Genomic DNA, 17,406 nt, shown 5'->3' with positions numbered 1-17,406 from the left:
TTCTATTAGGATTTTTACTTTTAACGTATTTGGGATTTAGTCTTCAATTAATACCCATTCGCCTTTTGCGATCAATGGTTCGGCTTGTTTATATTTAACCGTTTTATTTTCGCCACTCATCACATGCTTAATAGTTACACGGTCGTTACGTCCAATTTTTGGTTTGTCGCGAACAATGGTTTCTACCACCTGCTGTTGACGAGAAGCTCCCGCTCCAACAGCTCTATTTTGAGCAGCACGTTCATCCATGTTTGGGATTTCGTCTTTTTGTGTTTGAAGCTTTTCTTGTTTGCGAGCTTTTGCCTCTTGAATGGTATTTTGAGTTTCAGTAGGCAATTCACCTTTAAAGAGAAATGAAATCACATCTTTATTCACTTGATCAATCATTTCCTTAAATAATTCGAAAGCTTCAAACTTATATATCAATAACGGATCTTTTTGCTCATGAACTGCTAATTGGACCGATTGTTTTAGCTCATCCATTTTACGTAAATGTGTTTTCCAAGCATCATCAACAATAGCCAAAGTGATATTTTTTTCAAAATCATTAATGAGTTGTTTTCCTTTGGTTTGGTATGCTTTTTCTAGATCGGTCACAACTTGTAAATTCTTTACACCATCTGTAAATGGTACGACAATACGTTTGAATTTATCACGCTGATTTTCATAAACGTTTTCAATGACAGGAAAGGCTAGATCTGCATTACGTTGCATCTTTTCTCTGTAGTGTTCAAAAGCTGCTTTATAGATCTTGCCTGCTATATCTTGAACAGAACCTTTTTCAAATTCAGCTTCAGAAATTGGAGAACTCATTGAGAAGTAACGTATCAATTCAAATTCAAAGTTTTTGAAATCATTAGCTTCTTTATTGGCTTCAGTGATCCCTTCGGATGTGTCATAGATCATGTTCGCTAGATCTACACGAAGACGTTCACCATGTAGCGCATGACGGCGACGTTTGTATACAACTTCTCTTTGTGCATTCATTACATCATCATATTCTAACAAACGTTTACGAACACCAAATTGATTCTCTTCTACTTTTTTCTGTGCACGTTCAATAGATTTTGAAATCATAGAGTGTTGAATGACTTCCCCTTCTTTAAGCCCCATTTTATCCATCATCTTAGCAATTCGTTCACTACCAAATAAACGCATTAAATTATCTTCTAATGATACATAAAACTGAGAACTTCCTGGGTCTCCTTGACGTCCTGCACGACCACGTAATTGCCTATCAACACGACGAGAATCATGACGCTCAGTACCAATAATAGCTAAACCGCCAGCTTCTTTAACTTTATCAATTAATTTAATATCTGTACCACGTCCTGCCATATTAGTTGCAATAGTTACTTGGCCTGGTTGACCAGCTTCAGCAACAATATCGGCTTCTTTTTTATGAAGTTTAGCATTAAGAACATTATGAGGTATTTTTCGTTGTGCTAAAATTTTTCCTAGTAACTCAGAGATATCAACAGATGTTGTTCCAATTAGTACTGGTCTACCGGCTTGAGATAATTTGGTTACTTCATCTACTACGGCATTATACTTTTCACGTTTAGTTTTATATACTAAATCTTCTCTATCGTCACGTGCAATTGGTTTGTTGGTTGGTATTTCAACGACATCTAATTTATAGATTTCCCAAAATTCACCAGCTTCAGTTACAGCTGTACCTGTCATACCTGACAACTTGCGATACATTCTGAAGTAATTCTGTAAAGTAACAGTAGCAAAGGTTTGTGTGGCATCTTCAATCTTCACGTTTTCTTTAGCTTCAATAGCTTGATGCAATCCGTCACTGTAACGACGGCCATCCATAATACGACCAGTTTGCTCATCGACAATCATAACTTTGTTGTCCATAACCACATATTGGTTGTCTTTTTCAAATAAAGCGTAGGCTTTTAATAATTGATTTAGCGTATGTATGCGCTCAGATTTTACACCAAAGTCTCTGAAGAGTTCTTCTTTTTCTTCTGCTTCTTCTTCTTTAGTTAATCCTTTAGATTCAATCTTTGCAATTTCAACACCTATTTCTGGCATAACAAAGAAATCGGGATTGTCTTTTCCAGAAAGGAATTCTACACCTTTATCTGTTAACTCAACTTGGTTGTTTTTTTCTTCAATAACGTAATAGAGTTCTGCATCAACTTTAGGCATTTCTCTATTATTGTCTTGCATGTAAAAGTTTTCGGTTTTTTGCAATAACTGTTTAACACCTTCTTCGCTTAAAAACTTAATAAGGGCTTTGTTTTTTGGAATACCTCTGTAAGCTCTTAGTAGTAAGAAGCCGCCTTCTTTTGTGTCGCCTTCAGAAATTAATTTTTTTGCTTCTGCTAGAACACCAGTTAAATACTTACGTTGAACAGATACGATATTGTCTACTTTAGGTTTTAACTCGATAAATTCGTGACGGTCTCCTTGAGGAATTGGTCCCGAAATAATCAAAGGTGTACGTGCATCATCGATTAGCACTGAGTCAACTTCATCAACAATGGCATAGTGGTGTGGTCGTTGTACTAAATCATCTGGCGAGTGCGCCATATTATCTCTGAGGTAGTCAAAACCAAATTCATTATTGGTTCCGTAAGTAATATCAGCTCTGTAGGCCTTTCGCCTCGCTTCAGAATTAGGTTGATGATAGTCAATACAATCAACACTTAAGCCGTGAAATTCAAAAATCGGCGCCATCCATGCGCTATCACGTTTTGCCAAGTAATCATTAACAGTTACTAGATGCACACCTTTACCAGCTAATGCATTTAAATAAACAGGAAGTGTCGCTACTAAAGTTTTACCTTCACCAGTTTGCATTTCGGCTATTTTACCTTGATGCATTGCAGCACCACCAATTAACTGAACATCATAATGAATCATATCCCAAGTTATGGCCTTACCTGCTGCGTCCCAAGAATTTGCCCAAACAGCCTTGTCACCTTGAAGTGAAACATAATCTTTTTCACCAGAGATCAAACGATCAAATTCGTTTGCTTGAACAGCGATCTCTGTATGATTAACAAAACGTTTAGCGGTTTCTTTTACTACAGCAAAAGCCTCAGGCATTATTTCGTCCAAGACACCTTCAGTAACCTCATAAATATCATCTTTGATTTTGTCAATTTCTAAATAAATATCTTCACGTTTGTCAATATCTTCTGTGGTTTCAGCATCATTCAGTAACTGATTAATTTTATCTTGAAGCGATCTACGGGCTTCAGCTATTATAGCTTTGAACTCTTCTGTTTTTTCTCTTAGTTCGTCGTGTGATAATTGCTCAAGTGCGCTTTCAAACGATTTAACTTTTTCTACAATAGGTGAAAGTGCTTTAACATCTTGTTTAGCTTTGTCTCCTACAAATACTTTAAGTACTGAATTTAAAAAACTCATTGTGTTTTATTTTATTTAATAACGTCGACAGTAACGTTTATATCTTCAAAATTGTGAATTTCAAAGATAAGATTTGTGTTATTTTTAACGAAGAATCAGATATAAAAAAAGTCTCAAAATGAGACTTTTTAACTTTTATGTTTTAAAAGTAATTTTTGTTAAATCCTTTTAATATTCATCCTCGTTCCAGAGATAATCTTCGTCAGTTGGATAATCTGACCAAATTTCTTCTATGGAATCGTATGAATCGCCTTCATCTTCTATCGCCTGTAGATTCTCAACAACTTCTAAAGGAGCTCCTGTTCTAATAGCGTAATCAATTAATTCGTCTTTAGTTGCTGGCCAAGGGGCATCACTTAAATACGATGCTAATTCTAATGTCCAATACATTTCTTATGAGTATTTATTTTTTTGCAAAAATAAAATTATAGTTCAAAAAGTCAAGAAAAAATCGAATTAATTAAATAATAATTTAAAAGAACTTATGTTTTCAATCGTTTAGGCCTACAAGAACTGATAATATATTCTTTGCAAAGTGGTACTTTTTAAGATTCTTTTTCGGGAATCCATTTTACTTCTTCGGCTTGTAGGTCATAAGACAATTTTCGTGCCAATACAAAGAGGTAGTCAGAAAGTCGGTTTAAATACTTTAAACTCTCTGGTTGAAAAGGTTCTAATTCATTCAATGCGCTGGCAAGGCGTTCAGCTCGTCTACAAACACATCGCGAAATGTGACAGAATGACACTGTTTGATGTCCGCCTGGTAATACAAAATGAGTCATCGGTGGCAATGACGCATTCATCGTATCCATTTCCTCTTCTAGTTTCAAAATATCACCTTCAGAAATCTTAGGAATATTAAGTCGGTCTTTTCCATTTTTTAAGGTTGCTTTTTCTGGATCTGTTGCTAGGATAGCACCAACAGTAAATAAACGATCTTGAATGATCATCAATATATTTTTATAATGTTGATTGATATCTTGGTCTCTAATAAGTCCTAAATGCGAATTGAGCTCGTCTACCGTTCCGTAGCTGTCAATTCTAATATGATGTTTTGGAACACGTGTACCACCAAAAAGTGCAGTTGTTCCTTTGTCTCCAGTTCTTGTGTAAATTTTCATACATGCAAGATAAAGCTTAGAATGCTAAAAGTTAAACGTTTTCTAGAAATTATTACAGGCTCAGTCTACTTTTTGAAACGTCTTTTATTGAACATCGAATCCTTATTGCGGCGTTCTCTGAAGCGTTTATTATTTTTAAATGAAATTTTCATAAAGAGAAATACGCAAGCTAATATTAAAACGGTCCAAAGCATTTACTGTCTGGTATCACTTTCAATTAAGCCATCTCTCAAACGAATGATGCGCTTTGCGTGCGCAGCAATATCTTCTTCGTGAGTTACCATGATAACGGTATTTCCTGCCTGATGAATTTCATCAAAGAGATTCATGATTTCAAATCCTGTTTTTGAATCTAGATTTCCTGTAGGTTCATCAGCCAGAATAATTGAAGGTTTGTTAACTAAAGCTCGACCTACAGCTACACGTTGACGTTGGCCTCCTGATAGCTGATTGGGTTTATGGTCCATTCGGTCTGCAAGACCAACATCAGTTAGAACTTCTTCAGCGCGTTTAATACGATCTGATTTTGACATTCCAGCATATACCATAGGTAAAGCGACATTATCTAATGCTGTAGTTCTTGGTAAAAGATTAAATGTTTGAAAAACAAAACCTATTTCGGTATTTCTAATATCTGCCAATTCATCATCGCTCATTTGACTTACATCTTTGCCATTAAGGACATAACTTCCTGCTGTTGGTGTATCTAAACAACCTAGCAAGTTCATTAGTGTAGATTTGCCAGAACCAGAAGGTCCCATAATAGCAACATAGTCACCGAGTTCGATATCTAAATCTATACCTTTTAATACATGAACAGTCTCTTGACCGAGTTTAAAATCTCGAATGATATTTCTAATTTCAATAACGTTACTCATTACAGGACAGATGATTTATTGGTGCATTGCAATATAAAGAATAAGACGTTAATTAATTACTCTTGTTACAATCGAATTATAAAATTTTCCTTTACTTGTTCTTTTCTAAAGAAAACAAATCCCCAAAAAAAGGTGTCAATGGTTACTGTAACTTTAGGATGTGATTTAATCGTTTCCCAAGCTTCTAACATACCTTTAGACCAATGAATGTCGTCAAATATAAAAACAGAGTCATTGTGAGTATTACTAACGAGTGTGTTGAAATAATTAAGGGTTGCTTTATTGGTATGGTTTCCATCAAAGAATATCAAATCATATTGTTGACCTTCTAGTGTTTGCAATTGACTTTCAAATTCACCTACTTCTAATATTACATTTTTGATGTTTTGTTGAATTAATTGTTGTTTTGCTATTGCTGAAATATTTTGACAGCCTTCAATAGAAGTAATAGAATTCTCTTGATTTCCCAGTGCCATGGCATGTGTTGCAATACCTAAAGAGGTGCCAAGTTCTAAGGTGTGCTTGGGTTTAAAATAGTTTACAATCCTATATATAAGCTTCGCTCTTTGTAAGGGTGTTCCTGAAGCTTTAGCAATTTTTGAAATTGATCTAGTACTGGTTTTAAAAATTCGTGATCCAGAGCCTAGATCTTTAATTTCAACAATTTCACGATTATTTAAAAGTGAGTTCCTGTACTGCGACAATTTTACATAATCCTTAAAAAATGATTTATCGTAGAAGCATTTGGTTACCAAATCATAAATAAAAGGAGAATGAACACCATGTTGATTAGTAGAACGAATTAAAAATGTTATGTATTGAATAATTTGAAACATTAGTTAAGACTCAAACTTTTCGGCTAATTCAAACCAACGACGCTCTTTTTTTTCAATAGCATCGATGATTAATTGAAGTTGCTCAGATAGTTCATTTATTTTATCCTGCGATAATGACACATCGTTGAATTGTTCTTCGATACCTTTTTTGTCAAGTTCAAGTGAGCGTATTTTACTCTCTAGGTTTTTATATTCCTTTTGTTCGTTATAAGATAGTTTTTGAGCCTTGTTTTTAGCTTCATTATTATTCGAAGTTGAAGACTCTATTTTTTCAGATTTTGGTTCTGAAGACACTGATAATTCATATTGACGATAGTCTGAATAGTTACCTGGAAAATCTTGTACTTTACCTTCACCTTTGAAAACGAAAAGATGATCAACAATTTTATCCATAAAATAACGATCATGGGAAACGACTATAAGACAGCCAGGAAAATCAAGTAGAAAATCTTCAAGGATATTTAGTGTAACAATATCTAGATCATTAGTTGGCTCATCTAAAATTAAAAAATTGGGGTTTTGAATTAAAACAGTACAAAGGTATAATCGCTTTTGTTCACCACCACTTAATTTCTCTACAAAGTCGTGTTGTTTTTTTCCGTCAAACAAAAAACGTTCTAGCAATTGTTTAGCACTAATTTGTCTGCCTTTAGTTAGCGGAATGAATTCACCAAAATCTTTGATCACATCAATTACTTTTTGATCAGGCTTTACCTCTATACCACCTTGTGTATAATAGCCAAATTTTACAGTGTCACCAACGATGATTTTACCAGAATCTGGCTGTACAGTATTAGTGAGCATATTCAAAAATGTAGATTTACCTGTACCATTTTTTCCTATAATACCAATACGTTCACCACGTTTAAACACATATTCGAATTTATCTAAAATAATTTTGTCTTTGAATGATTTAGATACTTTATGGAACTCAACGATCTTACTGCCTAAGCGTTCCATGTTGATTTCAAGTTGAATTTTATGGTCTTTCCTACGCTGGTGTGCACGTTTTTTTATATCTGAAAAATCGTCAATTCGTGATTTTGATTTTGTTGTTCTAGCTTTTGGTTGACGACGCATCCACTCGAGCTCTTTTTTAAAGAGTTGTTTTGCTTTTCCTGTTTCTACCTGTTCGAGCTGAATTCTTGCCTCTTTCTGCTCTAAATAATAAGAATAATTGCCTTTATAGGTGTAAAGTTTTCCGTGGTCTAGTTCGATAATTTCATTACAAACACGTTCTAAAAAATAGCGATCGTGAGTTACCATGAATAAGGTAAATTGCGCCTTAGTGAAGTAATGCTCTAACCATTCAATCATTTCTAAATCTAAATGGTTTGTTGGTTCATCAAGAACTAATACATCTGGATTACTAATAAGTGCTTGTGCTAAAGCTAGACGCTTCACCTGTCCGCCAGACATGCTACTGATCTCTTGATTAAGGTCGTCTAATTTTAGTTGAGATAGAATTTGTTTGAACTGAAGTTCAAATTCCCACGCATTATGAATGTCCATTTGCTCAAAGGCCTTCTGATAAGTTTCAGTGTTTTCAGGATTTTGAAGTGCCTTTTCATAAGCTTCAATAATTTTTAATTGAGGTGATTCAGAATTAAAAATGGCATCACTAATCGTTTGATACCTGTCAAAATTTGGAGATTGTGATAAAAATGAGATGCGTAATCCATTCCTCATAATCACTTGACCAGAATCTGGAGTGTCTGCTCCAGATAAAATGTTAAGTATAGATGTTTTTCCACTTCCGTTTTTTGCTACGAAAGCAATTTTATCATCCTTATGAATACTAAAAGAGAGGTCTGAGAAAAGTTCAACTTCTCCATAAGATTTAGAAATATTTTCAACAGTAAGGTAGTTCAAATCAATTTTTTTACAAAGAAAGTGATATTACTCAAAAAAACAGAGAATAGTTTTGATATTAATAGTGATAACCTATATTTGTGGAGCAACAAGCAACTTTGGTATGAATAGAATGTTACTGCTATTGGGATTGATGTTATGTGTGTTTTCAACCTCATGCATTCCTCACAAGGATATTGTTTATCTTCAAAACAAAGAGGCTGCTACAGATTCTACACAAGTGATGATTGAGCAGCAAAAGCCATATCGTGTTCAGATAAATGACATATTGAATGTTAGAGTTAAAGCCTTAGATCAAGAAACAGTTTCTATTTTGAATCCTGCAGGAGAAGAGAACCTTAATGCAGATAGTGCAGAGCGTGCCTATTTTGACGGATTTACAGTTGATGTACATGGAAATATTAGAATACCAACTTTAGGTAAGGTCAATGTTTTAGGATACACCACCGAAGAGATTGAACAAATGATTGAAGCTAAATTGCTGGAAGAACAATTTAAGGAAGCTGCCAATATATTCGTTACGGTAAAATTAGCTGGATTGAGCTATACCGCTAGTGGAGAAGTGAATAACCCAGGAACACGTATTATTTTCAAAGATCGCGTGAATATTTTTGAAGCAGTAGCAAATGCAGGAGATATTCCATTAACAGGCAATAAACGTGAGGTGCAAATTATACGACAATATCCTCAAGGGCAACAAATTCATACATTAGATTTAACAGATAGAAATGTAATGAACTCTCCATATTACTACATTCAGCCTAATGATATCATATACGTTAAACCAGTAAAACAAAAAACTTGGGGAGTTGGAACTACAGGAAGAGAGACTTTACAAACCATTGTTTCTGTTTTAGGAATCATTACTACAACAGTTTTATTAATTAATAGATAGTATGGCTCACGACGAAGAATATGAAGACATTGTAGAATCTGGTAAAGTCACCTTTGACTTTAAAGGCTACATATTCAAAGCACTTAATCTTTGGAAATTTGTTTTCGTATGTGTTGGAATGGCTTTGTTGATTGCTTATTATATCAATGTAAGAAAGACTAGTGTATATAGGTTAGAGTCACTTATATCTGTTGAGAATGATCAAAACCCTTTTTTTACTGCTAACACAAGTATCTCCTTTAATTGGGGAGGCGTATCTGGAAAAGTAGGAAAAATAATGACGACCGTTAAAACAAGGACTCATAATGAGAAAGTTGTAGACTCGTTAGATTTTTACTTAAACTATTTGACCGAGGGGAAATATAATAAAATAGATATCTACAAACAGGCACCTTTTGAGTTTGAGATCAATAAGAGTAAAGGACAATTATTGGGTACACTCATTGGCATAAGAATGTTGAATAATAGTGAATATGAAATTTTTGGCACTTTTGGTAACAGAGGAAAAGTACAGCGCTATATCGATAAAGAAGAGTATTTTGTAAAAATGCCTGCGGGAGAATTTAAGAAAAAATACCGATTTGGTGAGACAATTAACCTTCCCTTTCTCAATGGTGTGATTAAGCTAAGAGGGAAAAAATTGGTAACACCTAATCAAGAATTCTTTTTACAGTTTAAGAATTTTGATCATGTAGTAAGAAGTTATCAAAAAACCATACAAATTAAGCCAAGTGCTACAGCGTCTTCTTCTGTTTTAAGACTGATATTATCAGGAACCAACAAAGCCAAAATCACAGACTATTTGAACGCTACTGCTGCAATTTTGAGTAGGACAGAGCTTGAGCGAAAAAATCTCTACGCTACCAATACAATTAAGTTTATTGATAGCAGTTTGTATCAAGTAAATAATGAGTTAAAAGATATAACTGACGAAATGAATAAATTTCGTAAAGAAAATAAAGTATTCAATGTGAATCAAGAAATGACTGAGCTCTCAAGTAAGCTGAGAAATTTTGATTTGATAAAAGATGCAGAGAATTCTAAACTTAATTATTTAAACTCTCTTGAAAGTTATTTGAACAACGTTGAAGACTATCAAAAAATTGCTGCACCAACATCTGTTGGTATTACAGAGAATAATATTATTTCTAGTGTCAAAAAAATAATTGGATTAGCTGTTGAGCGACAAAGTTTAGAGTACACACAAAAAGAAGGTTCAATTGCGTTTAAAGATCTCGATAGACGTATTGATGCTGAAAAGAATGTCTTACTTAAGACCATTGATGCCACCAAAGCAACTATCAATCAACAATTATATGAGGTTAATAGAAATATTGCAATTTTAGAAGCTAAACTAGGCGACTTGCCTGAGGATCAACAAAAATATCTTAAAATTCAAAGAAAAATGGATATTAGCCAAGAGGCATACGATATCTATTTGGCCAAACGAAGTGAAGCTGCTATTGTTAAAGCCGCAAACGTTTCTGATATAACTGTTATAGATGAAGCTAAAGACATAGGTGATGCACCGATAGGACCCAATAAAGTGTTGAATTATATGATGGGTTTGATGATGGGCTTCTTCATTCCAATGCTACTAATCTTTGTTATATTTTTATTAGACACTACTATACATGGATCAGACGAAGTAGAGAACCTTTCAAAAATACCAATACTAGGTGTGGTAGGTAAATACAATTATAAAAACAACTTAGTAGTATATGAAAAGCCTAAGTCAGCAGTAGCCGAATCTTTTAGATCAATTAGGTCAAGTCTTCAGTTCATCTACAAAAAGCAAAAAAAGGAGGATGGCAAAGGCCGTACACTCATGATCACATCATCGGTAAGTGGTGAAGGAAAAACATTCAGTTCAATAAACATAGCAACCGTATATGCGCTTTCAGGTAAGAAGACGATATTGTTAGGCTTAGATTTGCGGAAACCTAAGATTTTCGGTGATTTTAATACCACCAACGATCAAGGCGTTGTTAATTATTTAATTGGAGAAACTGATATTCAAAGTGTAACGTTCAAATCACATATTGAAAATCTCGATATCGTATCATCTGGACCTGTACCTCCTAATCCTTCAGAATTATTGATGTCTAATAACATGAAGACATTAATGGACTATCTTCGTTCAACTTATGATATGATTGTATTAGATACACCGCCTTTAGGCTTGGTGACAGATGCATTAGAGTTAACACAATATGCTGATGCAACTATATTTATGGTACGTCTCGATTATACTAAAAAAGGGATGTTAGCACTTATAAATGCAAAGTACAGAACGGGAGAGGTTAAAAATATTAGTTTCGTACTCAATTTCTATAAACATAAAACCAATCATAATTACGGTTATGGTTACGGTTATGGCTATGGTTATGGCTATGGTGTTTATGGAAATGCTTATCACGAAAAAGAAAATAATTCTATTTGGAAACGCATAAAGCGTTTTCTAAAGCGCCTCTAAAGTGATAACAAAAAACCAACTTATACTAAAACGGGTTTTTGATGTTATATTAGCCATGTTGCTCTTGCCTTTTTTGATTATACCGATACTGATTTTGGTTATTATCGCCACAATAGATACTAGGCAATATGGATTGTTTTTACAAAAGCGAGTTGGCCAACATGGTAGGCTATTCGATATCTATAAAATTAGAACTTTAAAAAAAGAAACACATGTTCTTGGGCATTTAGATCTAAGTGCCACGACATTTGGTAAATTTCTAAGACGTTTTAAATTAGATGAACTACCGCAAATTTTTAATGTCTTAATTGGCAATATGAGTTTTGTTGGTCCACGACCAGATATTCAAGGTTTTGCTGATAAACTTATTGGAGATGATAAACTTATTTTAATAGTCAAACCTGGCATTACAGGTCCAGCAACAATTAAATATAAAGACGAAGAGATGATCTTATCACAGCAAGACGACCCTGAAAATTACAATAGAACGATTATTTGGCCTGATAAGGTCGAAATCAATAAAAAATACATTCAGAATTATAGTTTTTCTTTAGATTTGGACTTTATTTTAAAATCGATTAGTAAATAAATAATGAGCACAACACATAAAATAACAATTCTTGGTCTCGGTTATGTTGGATTGCCTCTTGCGGTAGAGTTTGCTAAAAAATACTTTGTAGTTGGTTTTGATATCAACGAAAAACGTATAACTGAACTTAAAAATGGTTTAGATAAAACTTTAGAAGTAGAGGATGCGCATTTAGAATCTGTTTTGACCACAGATTCAAATTCGAAAACGGGTTTGTTTATAACAAATGATTTAGAAGATATAAAGGCTACGAATATTTACATTGTTACAGTGCCTACACCAACAGATGAATTAAAACGTCCCGTGTTTACACCTTTAGAAAAAGCTAGTGAAAGTGTAGGTAAGGTATTAAAGCATAATGATATTGTTATTTATGAATCTACTGTATATCCTGGTGTTACAGAAGATATTTGTGTGCCGATTTTAGAACAACATTCTGGTTTAAAGTTTAATGAAGATTTTTATGCTGGATACTCTCCCGAACGGATTAATCCAGGAGATAAAAAGCATACAGTTACTAAAATTCTGAAAGTAACTTCAGGTTCTACCCCAGAGATTGCAAAAATTGTTGATGACCTTTACAAGAGTGTTATAACTGCAGGAACGCATTGTGCACCATCTATCAAGGTTGCTGAAGCAGCTAAGGTAATAGAGAACTCGCAACGTGATATTAATATAGCTTTTGTGAATGAACTATCTAAAATATTCAGATTGTTAAATATTGATACCAAAGCAGTTCTTGAAGCTGCTGGAACAAAATGGAACTTTATTAAGTTTACCCCAGGACTAGTTGGAGGTCATTGCATAGGAGTTGATCCATACTATTTAGCTCAAAAAGCGATTGAGTCAGGTTACAATCCAGAAATTATATTGGCAGGACGTAAGATGAATGACAGTATGGGAGCTTATGTAGCTCAAGAAACTGTTAAGATGATGATTCAAAAAGGAGCTAGAATAAAAAACTCCAATGTTTTGGTTTTAGGGATAACATTTAAAGAAAACTGTCCAGATATTAGAAACTCCAGAGTTATAGATATTATAAGAGAGTTTGAAACGTATAATACAAATGTAGATGTGTTTGATCCTTGGGCTTCAACAGAAGAAGTCAAGCACGAATACAATTTTGATTTATTAGATGACACTTCGCAATTAAAATCAGATTACGATGCAATTGTACTAGCCGTTTCACATAATGAATTTTTAGAATTAGATATTCAAAGTTTAAAATCAGATATAGGTGTTATTTTTGATGTAAAATCATTACTTCCAAAACAAAGTGTAGACGCAAGGTTATAATGTACGATACTAAATACCATACACAAGATTTAAGTAAATTGTCTTTCTTAATTACTGGAGGCGGTGGATTTATTGGTTCAAACATTGTCGAATACCTTTTAAAATATGAGGCTAAAAAAGTTCGTGTTCTAGATGATTTCTCAAATGGCCATCGCAAAAACTTGCTAGAATTTCATAATCATCCTTCATTTGAATTGATTGAAGGTGATATTAGAGATTTACAAACTTGTATTGATGCTATGGATGGTATTGATTATGTGTCACATCAAGCAGCTCTAGGTTCTGTGCCGCGTTCAATAAATGACCCAATAACGTCTAATACAGTCAACGTTTCAGGATTCTTAAATATGATGGTAGCGCTTAAAGACTCAAAAACAGTAAAGCGAATGGTTTACGCAGCTTCTAGCTCTACATATGGTGATAGTAAAGCCCTACCTAAAGTCGAAGCTGTTATAGGAAAACCGATATCACCTTATGCTGTCACTAAATACGTAAATGAACTTTACGCTGATGTATTTGGTAAAACCTATAATACCGATGTGATTGGTCTCCGTTATTTTAACGTGTTTGGACCTAAACAAAGTCCTGATGGTGCGTATGCCGCTGTTATTCCTTTGTTTATGCAAGCTATAAAAGACAATGCATCTCCAAAAATAAATGGAGATGGTGAACAAACTAGAGATTTTACATTTGTAGACAACGCTGTGCAAGCTAATATTAGAGGGTTCTTTGCTTCTGAAGTGGCTAAAAATGAAGTCTTTAATATTGCTTGTGGAGAGCGAATTAGTATTAATTTTTTATGGCAATCGTTAAAAGATGCTGCTAACTCTTCTGTTGATGCTATTTATGGGCCTCCACGACAAGGTGATGTGAGAGATTCTTTAGCAGATATCTCAAAGGCGAATAAATTACTAGGTTATCAACCAGAATATACAGTAAAAGAAGGTTTAGATATTACTTGGGATCATTTTGGTAAATAGTCATTAATAAAAGTTTCTATATTTTATACTCCTGTATGCATTTAGTATATTAGCCGAAACTTAATCTAATAATCATTTTGAATACCGACCAAAAAGACCAATGGCTTTATACCATTTCTTCTAAGCGGAAGTTGATAGACCTCAATTTTAAAGAGATTTGGCGGTATAAAGATCTACTAATTCTTTTTGTTAAGAGAGATATTACAACTTTATATAAACAGACCATATTGGGTCCGTTGTGGTATTTGATTCAGCCCCTTTTCACATCAGTAGTATTCACTTTGGTGTTTAACAATCTTGGTGCAATTAAAACAGAAGGAATTCCACCATTATTATTTAATTTAGCAGGAATTACGGCCTGGAACTATTTCAAACAATGCTTGTCAGGTACCAGTAGTACTTTTAAGAAGAATGCAAATATTTTTGGAAAAGTTTATTTCCCGAGAGTGATCATGCCTATATCTATAATCATTTCCAATTTGCTTAAATTTAGTATTCAGGTAGTTATATTTGTAGGTTTTTATATCTATTATGTTAGTATTGGAAAAGATATTCAACCCAGTTCAACATTATGGCTATTTCCTGTATATATAATTGTAATGGCTTTATTAGGTTTAGGCGTTGGTATGATCATATCTTCTCTAACAACTAAATATCGAGATATTACAGTTTTAGTAGGTTTCGCATTACAGTTGCTAATGTATATGTCTGCAGTTCCTTATCCAGTTTCAGAAGCCAAGAAGAAGTTTCCTGAAATGGTAGCAACTTTAGTAGAATATAATCCATTGACACAGGTGATCGAAGGGTTTAGGCACATGTTGCTAGGTATTGGCGAATTCAATTTGATAGGCTTTCTTTATACCTTAGGAATTAGTATTATTCTATTTATTTTAGGATTGATTATCTTTAATAAAACTGAAAAAACGTTCATAGATACCGTTTAGTTATGTCTAATATTATTCTTAAGGCTGAAAATATAAGTAAACAGTACAGGCTAGGTCTTGTTGGTACAGGAACTATTGCTGACGATCTCAAACGTTGGTGTTATAAACTACTTGGCAAAGAAGATCCATTTCTTAAAATAGGAGAAGCAAACGACCGATCGTCTAATTCTAGCGCTAATTATGTTTGGGCATTACAGAATATCAATTTTGAAGTCAATAAAGGAGATGTTTTAGGTATTATTGGTAAGAATGGTGCAGGAAAGTCTACATTGCTTAAATTATTATCGCGTGTAACAAGCCCAACTACAGGAGAGATCAAAACCAAAGGACGAATTGCTTCTTTGTTAGAAGTGGGAACGGGGTTTCATCCAGAATTAACTGGTAGAGAAAACATTTATCTCAATGGTGCTATTTTAGGTATGACCAAATCTGAAATTAGTAAAAAAGAGGAAGAGATTATAGAGTTTTCAGGATGTTTAGGTTATATAGATACACCTGTAAAGCGCTACAGTAGTGGTATGCGCGTAAGATTAGCGTTTGCAGTGGCAGCGCATTTAGAGCCAGACATTTTAGTGGTTGATGAAGTGTTAGCAGTTGGTGATGCTGAATTTCAAAAAAAAGCTATTGGTAAAATGCAAGACATAAGTAGAGGCGATGGTCGAACGGTTTTATTTGTAAGTCATAATATGGCAGCAGTACGTAATTTATGTACTAGAGCTATTGTGCTAGAGCATGGCGAAACTGTATTTGAAGGCAGTACAGATGAAGCTGTAGACTATTATCTTCAAAAGGAAAATTCTAAATTATCATCAACAGGTATTTACACACATAAGGAAGAGGATTTACAGAATGGCTTTTCATTGAAATCGGTTAAGTTATTCAATTCAAATAATGAAAATCAAAGTCTCTTTTTATCTGATGAGTATATTACAGTAGTTGTAGAATATGTATTAGATAAAACATTCAATGATATCCGTATCAATTTAAAAGTGCTTTCAAAGAACGAAGATATCATTGTTTTTACAACAAGTTCTCATAGTTCTGATGAGACCGATAAAAAAGCAGGTAATTACAGAACAAGTGTCCGTTTACCTAAAGATTTTTTCAATAAAGGGCAATTTAAAATTGCAATCAATGCTGGAGTACCAGGGATTGAGGTCTTATTCCCATCAAGCTATGTTTTAGATTTTCAGATAGAGAAGTTAACACCAAGTGGCTCAATAACGAATACCGTTTTTCCAGGGATAACCGCACCAAATTTAGAGTGGAATGTCACCAAACTAGCTCATGATAAATAGAATCAAAAATAGATTAATGAAGTGGCTCTCTTTTGATGATGCCCAAACGCCTAAGTTTCCTGGAGGATTAACTAATATACACGCTGTAAAAGATACTGATGTTTTTGTTGTAGGTTTTCCTAAGTCTGGAAATACATTGATGCAGCACATTATGGCGCATTTGGTATATGGTTTTAATGCTGAAGCTAGTAGGAGTATGATAAACCTTGTCGTCCCAGATATTTATGCTAACAGTCATTATTTTAGGTTTAATGATCGTTGCTTTTTCAAATCCCATGAATTACCAAGGCCTAATTATAAAAAAGTAATTTATATCATTAGAGATGGTAGTGAAGCCTTACTATCATACCATCGTATGATGGAAAATATGGGAAAGCCAGTGCCTTTAAAAGATTTGTTTACAGGAAAAGAAAAGATTTTAAACACAACTTGGGCTAACCATATTAAGGCATGGGAGTCTAATCCTTATCAAGCAGATATTTTATGGGTTAACTACGAAGACTTAAAATCTAATAAACTTCAAGAAATAGAGCGTATATGTAAATTTTTAGAGCTATCAAGAACGCAAGACGAACTAGAAAATGTAGTAGCGTTTACTTCTTTAGACCATATGCGAATGCTAGAAAAAAGAGCAGACTGGCAATTGATGAAAAAAGCTAATAATTTCAACACAGGTACTTTTGTAAGATCAGAAGACAATAAATCTAATACGCGTATTATTTCTGATGAAGATTTAAGATTATTCAATAAAACGCATGAGGATCTATTAAAAAAATATTTCAAAACTAGATGTTGATTACGATGTATATTGAGATAAAGATCATAATT

14 protein-coding genes are annotated in these 17,406 nt (G+C 33.8%); 8 read left to right on the top strand and 6 right to left on the bottom strand.

The genetic code is table 11. From position 1 onward, the window contains the following. Positions 1-36: 36 nt before the first annotated feature. From secA to Q0876_RS08925, 6 genes are all read right to left on the bottom strand, one after another. Complete coding sequence (secA, locus tag Q0876_RS08950) at positions 37-3,393, bottom strand: preprotein translocase subunit SecA (RefSeq protein WP_299226503.1); 3,357 nt, start codon at positions 3,391-3,393, stop codon at positions 37-39. 168 nt (positions 3,394-3,561) lie between these two features. Next, the gene (locus Q0876_RS08945; RefSeq protein ID WP_010177336.1) at positions 3,562-3,783 is read right to left on the bottom strand and encodes a DUF2795 domain-containing protein; all 222 of its coding nucleotides are present in this window, start codon (positions 3,781-3,783) and stop codon (positions 3,562-3,564) included. A gap of 155 nt (positions 3,784-3,938) precedes the next feature. Then, positions 3,939-4,514, bottom strand: a complete 576-nt coding sequence (locus Q0876_RS08940; RefSeq protein WP_299226499.1) for a cob(I)yrinic acid a,c-diamide adenosyltransferase — start codon at positions 4,512-4,514, stop codon at positions 3,939-3,941. A 194-nt stretch (positions 4,515-4,708) separates the two neighbouring features. Further along, positions 4,709-5,392, bottom strand: coding sequence for an ABC transporter ATP-binding protein (locus Q0876_RS08935; RefSeq protein WP_299226496.1), 684 nt, complete (start codon positions 5,390-5,392; stop codon positions 4,709-4,711). 65 nt (positions 5,393-5,457) lie between these two features. Next, positions 5,458-6,228, bottom strand: a complete 771-nt coding sequence (locus Q0876_RS08930) for an O-methyltransferase (protein ID WP_299226493.1) — start codon at positions 6,226-6,228, stop codon at positions 5,458-5,460. Positions 6,229-6,231: 3 nt separating this feature from the next. Next, entirely contained in the window at positions 6,232-8,100 is a 1,869-nt protein-coding gene (locus tag Q0876_RS08925) for an ABC-F family ATP-binding cassette domain-containing protein (RefSeq protein ID WP_299226490.1), read from the bottom strand. A gap of 103 nt (positions 8,101-8,203) precedes the next feature. Here Q0876_RS08925 and Q0876_RS08920 point away from each other — a divergent pair, with 103 nt between their 5' ends. The 8 genes from Q0876_RS08920 to Q0876_RS08885 all read left to right on the top strand — a co-directional run bounded on the left by Q0876_RS08920 (position 8,204) and on the right by Q0876_RS08885 (position 17,374). Next, positions 8,204-8,995 (top strand): polysaccharide biosynthesis/export family protein, encoded by a 792-nt coding sequence (locus Q0876_RS08920; protein WP_299226487.1) that lies wholly within the window; start codon positions 8,204-8,206, stop codon positions 8,993-8,995. A gap of 1 nt (position 8,996) precedes the next feature. Further along, positions 8,997-11,471 carry a tyrosine-protein kinase family protein gene (locus Q0876_RS08915; protein ID WP_299226484.1) on the top strand — a complete coding sequence of 825 codons (2,475 nt, stop codon included), beginning with the start codon at positions 8,997-8,999 and terminating at the stop codon, positions 11,469-11,471. A 1-nt stretch (position 11,472) separates the two neighbouring features. Continuing rightward, positions 11,473-12,060: a sugar transferase gene (locus tag Q0876_RS08910; RefSeq protein WP_299226481.1), complete on the top strand. Its 588-nt coding sequence runs from the start codon at positions 11,473-11,475 to the stop codon at positions 12,058-12,060. Positions 12,061-12,063: 3 nt separating this feature from the next. After that, entirely contained in the window at positions 12,064-13,356 is a 1,293-nt protein-coding gene (locus Q0876_RS08905; RefSeq protein WP_299226478.1) for a nucleotide sugar dehydrogenase, read from the top strand. Further along, positions 13,356-14,336, top strand: a complete 981-nt coding sequence (locus Q0876_RS08900; RefSeq protein WP_299226475.1) for an SDR family oxidoreductase — start codon at positions 13,356-13,358, stop codon at positions 14,334-14,336. Before Q0876_RS08905 ends, Q0876_RS08900 begins: the two co-directional genes overlap by 1 nt. Before the next feature lie 77 nt (positions 14,337-14,413). Then, complete coding sequence (locus Q0876_RS08895; RefSeq protein WP_299226472.1) at positions 14,414-15,280, top strand: ABC transporter permease; 867 nt, start codon at positions 14,414-14,416, stop codon at positions 15,278-15,280. A 2-nt stretch (positions 15,281-15,282) separates the two neighbouring features. Further along, on the top strand, positions 15,283-16,578 hold the full coding sequence (locus Q0876_RS08890) for a polysaccharide ABC transporter ATP-binding protein (RefSeq protein WP_299226469.1): 1,296 nt from the start codon (positions 15,283-15,285) through the stop codon (positions 16,576-16,578). A gap of 16 nt (positions 16,579-16,594) precedes the next feature. Continuing rightward, the gene (locus Q0876_RS08885; protein WP_299226466.1) at positions 16,595-17,374 is read left to right on the top strand and encodes a sulfotransferase domain-containing protein; all 780 of its coding nucleotides are present in this window, start codon (positions 16,595-16,597) and stop codon (positions 17,372-17,374) included. Positions 17,375-17,406: the final 32 nt, after the last annotated feature.

Source organism: uncultured Psychroserpens sp. (genome assembly GCF_947503375.1).
In the GTDB taxonomy this organism is placed as follows: domain Bacteria; phylum Bacteroidota; class Bacteroidia; order Flavobacteriales; family Flavobacteriaceae; genus Psychroserpens.
This window is presented reverse-complemented; position numbering and strand designations above follow the sequence as displayed.

Coding starts and splice junctions, on each gene's coding strand:
- secA (WP_299226503.1), bottom strand. CDS start 3,393: ATGAGTTTTTTAAATTCAGTACTTAAAGTATTTGTAGGAGACAAAGCT.
- Q0876_RS08945 (WP_010177336.1), bottom strand. CDS start 3,783: ATGTATTGGACATTAGAATTAGCATCGTATTTAAGTGATGCCCCTTGG.
- Q0876_RS08940 (WP_299226499.1), bottom strand. CDS start 4,514: ATGAAAATTTACACAAGAACTGGAGACAAAGGAACAACTGCACTTTTT.
- Q0876_RS08935 (WP_299226496.1), bottom strand. CDS start 5,392: ATGAGTAACGTTATTGAAATTAGAAATATCATTCGAGATTTTAAACTC.
- Q0876_RS08930 (WP_299226493.1), bottom strand. CDS start 6,228: ATGTTTCAAATTATTCAATACATAACATTTTTAATTCGTTCTACTAAT.
- Q0876_RS08920 (WP_299226487.1), top strand. CDS start 8,204: ATGAATAGAATGTTACTGCTATTGGGATTGATGTTATGTGTGTTTTCA.
- Q0876_RS08915 (WP_299226484.1), top strand. CDS start 8,997: ATGGCTCACGACGAAGAATATGAAGACATTGTAGAATCTGGTAAAGTC.
- Q0876_RS08905 (WP_299226478.1), top strand. CDS start 12,064: ATGAGCACAACACATAAAATAACAATTCTTGGTCTCGGTTATGTTGGA.
- Q0876_RS08900 (WP_299226475.1), top strand. CDS start 13,356: ATGTACGATACTAAATACCATACACAAGATTTAAGTAAATTGTCTTTC.
- Q0876_RS08890 (WP_299226469.1), top strand. CDS start 15,283: ATGTCTAATATTATTCTTAAGGCTGAAAATATAAGTAAACAGTACAGG.
- Q0876_RS08885 (WP_299226466.1), top strand. CDS start 16,595: ATGAAGTGGCTCTCTTTTGATGATGCCCAAACGCCTAAGTTTCCTGGA.